We start from the raw sequence: 4,623 nt of genomic DNA, 5'->3' as shown, positions 1-4,623 counted from the left end.
TTCACGTTGATCGCCGGGAACAGCAGCGTGCCCTCGGACATCATCTCGTACAGACGGTGGACACCCGTGGTGGTCTCCTCCGTCACACCGCGGATGCCGGCGGCCAGAGCCGTCCAGTCGATGCCGGTCTTCGCCAACAGGGCCAGGACCAGGGCCATTTCCTCGTTGTCGGCGGTGGAGGGGTCCGGGACCCGGCCCGCCTTCTGGTACTCGACGCCCTTGTGGACCAGGAGGGTGGCGTCACCGCCGTCGTCGAGGATCATGTTCGGGCCCGCGTGCCCGGGCCAGGTCAGCGCCTGCTCGGTGCACCACCAGTACTCCTCCAGCGTCTCGCCCTTCCAGGCGAAGACCGGGATGCCGGCGGCGGCTATCGCGGCGGCCGCGTGGTCCTGGGTGGAGTAGATGTTGCAGGACACCCAGCGGACCTCCGCGCCGAGGGCGACGAGGGTCTCGATGAGGACGGCGGTCTGGATCGTCATGTGCAGCGAGCCGGTGATGCGGGCGCCGGCCAGCGGCTGCGCCTCGGCGTACTCGCGGCGGATCGACATCAGGCCCGGCATCTCGTGCTCGGCCAGGGTGATCTCCTTGCGGCCGAACGCGGCAAGGGACAGGTCTGCGACCTTGAAGTCCATGGGTTCTACTCCGTGATGGTGGTGGCCGGGTGGTGGCTGACGTTCAGGTTCTGATGGATCTCTAGAGTCGCGGTGGACTTGTTGAGGGTGATGTAGTGCAGGCCGGGTGCGCCCTCGGCGAGCAGCCGCTCGGACATGGCGGTCGCGTACTCGACACCGATCCGGTGCCCGTCCGCCGGGTCGTCCTTCGCCGCTTCCAGCCGCTGTGCCAGGCCGTCCGGGAAGCGGGCGTCGCTGAGCTCGGCGAAGCGCCGGATCTGGCGGAAATCGGTCGCCGGCATGATCTCGGGGATGACCGGGGTCAGACAGCCGACGGACAGGAGCCGGTCCCGCAGCCGCAGGTAGTCCTCGGCGTGGAAGAACATCTGGGTGATGGCGTAGTCGGCGCCGGCTTGGCACTTGGCGGCGAAGTGGCGGATGTCCTCGGTCCAGGAGGGCGAACGGGGATGGCGCTCGGGGAACGCCGCCACGCCCACGGTGAAGTCGCCCAGTCGGCGTATGAGCGTGACCAGTTCGTGGGCGTGGGCCAGGCCGTGCGGGTGGCGGGTCCACTCCCCCTTCGGGTCGCCGGGCGGATCCCCGCGCAGGGCGAGGATGTCGCGGATCCCGGCGTCGGCGTACTGGCCGATGATGTGGCGCAGTTCGGCGACCGAGTGTCCCACCGCGGTCAGGTGCGCGACCGGGCGCAGGGTGGTCTCGGCGGCGATGCGCTTGGTGACCTCGACGGTGCGGTGCCGGGAGGAGCCGCCGGCGCCGTAGGTGACGGAGACGAAGGACGGGGCGAGGGCCTCGATGCGGCGGATCGCCGCCCACAGGGTGCGCTCCCCGGCGTCCGTCTTCGGGGGGAAGAACTCGAAGGAGAAGGTCCGCCGGCCCTGGGCCAGCAGTTCACGGACGCCGGGCGGGGCGGACGCGGACGCGGGAACGGAAGCGGAGGTGGGAGCGGGGGCAGGGGCGGGGGCGCGGGACGTGCGGGGGCGTTCGGCGGTGGCGGTGGCGGTCGGGGCAGCCGGCATGTCGGACTCCTTTCCGGCTGGCGGGGTCAGCGTGCGTTGAAGTAGTTGGCTTCGGGGTGGTGGATGACGATGGCGTCGGTGGACTGCTCGGGGTGGAGCTGGAACTCCTCGGAGAGGTGCACTCCGATGCGCTCCGGGTCCAGGAGGTCGGCGATCTTGGCGCGGTCCTCCAGATCGGGGCAGGCGGGGTAGCCCAGCGAGTAGCGGCAGCCCTGGTACTCGGTGCGGAACATGCCGTCCATGGACTGCGGATCGGAGCCGCCGATGCCGAGGTCGGAGCGGACCCGGGCGTGCCAGTACTCGGCGAGGGCCTCGGCGAGCTGGACGGACAGGCCGTGGAGTTCCATGTATTCGCGGTAGGCGTCGGCGGCGAAGAGCCGGGCGGTCTCCTCGCCGATGCGGTTGCCCACGGTGACGATCTGGAGGCCGACGACGTCGGTCTCGCCGGATTCCTCCGGGCGGAAGAAGTCGGCGAGGCACAGGCGGCGGCCGCGCTGCTGGCGGGGGAAGGTGAAGCGGGTGCGCTCCGAGCCGTTCTCGCCCAGGATGATGAGGTCGTCGCCCTTGGAGACGCAGGGGAAGTAGCCGTGCACGACGGCGGCTTCGAGGAGGCCGTCGGTGTGCAGCTTGTCGAGCCAGCCGCGCAGCCGGGGGGAGCCGTCGGTGGCGATGGTGTCGTTGTCCTTGAGGCCCCACTGGCCCTTGAAGAGGGCTTTCTCGTCGAGCCAGGAGGCGTAGTCCTTGAGCGGGATGCCCTTGATCACGCGGGTGCCCCAGAACGGCGGGGTGGGGACCGGGTTGTCGGTGGCCACGTCGGAGCGGCCTGCGTCGGCCGGTTCCGCCGGGGTCGGCAGCGGTGTGTCGCGCCGGGCGACGCGGCGCTGTTTGAGGGGCGGGAGTTCGGCTCCGGGGACGCCGCGCTTGACTCCCATGAGGGCGTCCATGAGGCGCAGGCCCTCGAAGGCGTCGCGGGCGTAGCGGACCTCGCCCTCGTAGATCTCGTGGAGGTCCTGTTCGACGTAGGCGCGGGTGAGGGCGGCGCCGCCGAGGATGACCGGGTAGTCGGCCGCCAGCTTGCGCTGGTTGAGCTCCTCCAGGTTCTCCTTCATGATCACGGTCGACTTCACCAGCAGGCCCGACATGCCGATGACGTCGGCCTTGTGCTCCTGGGCGGCCTCCAGGATCGCGGAGACCGGCTGCTTGATGCCGATGTTGACGACGTTGTAGCCGTTGTTGGTCAGGATGATGTCGACGAGGTTCTTGCCGATGTCGTGGACGTCACCGCGGACGGTCGCCAGGACGATGGTGCCCTTGCCCTCGTCGTCGGTCTTCTCCATGTGCGGCTCGAGGAAGGCCACGGCGGTCTTCATGACCTCCGCGGACTGCAGGACGAAGGGGAGCTGCATCTGGCCGGAGCCGAAGAGCTCGCCGACGACCTTCATGCCCTCCAGCAGGGTGTCGTTGACGATGTCCAGGGCGGGGCGGGTCTGCAGGGCCTCGTCGAGGTCGGTCTCCAGGCCGTTCTTCTCGCCGTCGATGATGCGCCGCTGCAGGCGCTCGTCCAGCGGCAGCGCGAGGAGCTCCTCGGCCCGGCCGGCCTTCAGCGACTTGGTGTTGACACCCTCGAAGAGGGCCATCAGCTTCTGCAGCGGGTCGTAGTCGCCCTCGCGCCGGTCGTAGATCAGGTCCAGAGCGGTGGTGACCTGCTCCTCGTCGAACCGGGCGATCGGCAGGATCTTGCTCGCGTGGACGATCGCGGAGTCCAGACCGGCCTTGACGCACTCGTCGAGGAAGACGGAGTTCAGCAGCACACGGGCGGCCGGGTTCAGGCCGAAGGAGATGTTGGAGAGGCCGAGGGTGGTCTGGACGTCGGGGTGGCGGCGTTTGAGTTCGCGGATCGCCTCGATGGTGGCGATGCCGTCGCCCCGGGACTCCTCCTGGCCGGTGCAGATGGTGAAGGTCAGGGTGTCGATGAGGATGTCCGACTCCCGGATCCCCCAGTTCCCCGTCAGGTCGTCGATGAGGCGTTCGGCGATGGCGACCTTGTGCTCGACGGTGCGGGCCTGGCCCTCCTCGTCGATGGTCAGCGCGATGAGCGCGGCGCCGTGTTCCTGCGCGAGGCGGGTGACCAGGGCGAAGCGGGACTCCGGTCCGTCGCCGTCCTCGTAGTTCACCGAGTTGATGACCGCGCGGCCTCCGAGCTTCTCCAAGCCCGCCCGGATGACGGGGACTTCGGTGGAGTCCAGGACGATCGGCAGGGTGGAGGCGGTCGCGAAGCGGCCCGCCAGCTCGGCCATGTCGGCGACACCGTCCCGGCCGACGTAGTCGACGCACAGGTCGAGCATGTGCGCGCCCTCGCGGATCTGGTCGCGGGCCATCTCCACACAGTCGTCCCAGCGGGCCTCCAGCATCGCCTCACGGAACTTCTTCGACCCGTTCGCGTTCGTCCGCTCACCGATCGCCATGTACGAGGTGTCCTGCCGGAACGGCACCGTCTGGTAGAGGGAGGCGGCGCCCGGCTCGGGTTGCGGGTCGCGCACGCCCGGGGTCAGTCCGCGGACCCGCTCGACGACCTGGCGCAGGTGCTCGGGGGTGGTGCCGCAGCAGCCGCCGACGAGCGAGAGTCCGTAGTCGCGGACGAAGGTCTCCTGGGCGTCGGCCAGCTCGGCGGCCGACAGCGGGTAGTGCGCGCCGTCCTTGGTCAGGAGGGGCAGGCCGGCGTTGGGCATGCAGGAGATCGGGATGCGGGCGTTGCGCGCGAGGTGGCGCAGGTGCTCGCTCATCTCGGCGGGACCGGTGGCGCAGTTCAGACCGATCATGTCGATGCCCAGCGGCTCCAGCGCCGTCAGCGCGGCGCCGATCTCGGAGCCGAGGAGCATGGTGCCGGTGGTCTCGACGGTGACCGAGCAGATCAGCGGGACGGTGACGCCCAGGGCCTCCATGGCGCGGCGGGCGCCGATGATGGAGGACTTGGT

3 protein-coding genes are annotated in these 4,623 nt (G+C 69.9%); all 3 read right to left on the bottom strand.

The features are described from left to right. Nucleotides 1-632, bottom strand: a 632-nt coding sequence (locus tag ACWGE1_RS40295; RefSeq protein ID WP_453425444.1) for an adenosylhomocysteinase, incomplete at its 3' end; no start/stop codon positions are given. 5 nt (nucleotides 633-637) lie between these two features. Continuing rightward, complete coding sequence (metF, locus tag ACWGE1_RS40290; protein WP_453425443.1) at nucleotides 638-1,648, bottom strand: methylenetetrahydrofolate reductase [NAD(P)H]; 1,011 nt, start codon at nucleotides 1,646-1,648, stop codon at nucleotides 638-640. Between the two features lie 26 nt (nucleotides 1,649-1,674). Then, a partial coding sequence (gene metH / locus ACWGE1_RS40285) for a methionine synthase (protein ID WP_453425442.1) occupies nucleotides 1,675-4,623 on the bottom strand: 2,949 nt, incomplete at its 5' end.

It is taken from the genome of Streptomyces sp. NPDC054932, from assembly GCF_053610205.1.
This window is presented reverse-complemented; position numbering and strand designations above follow the sequence as displayed.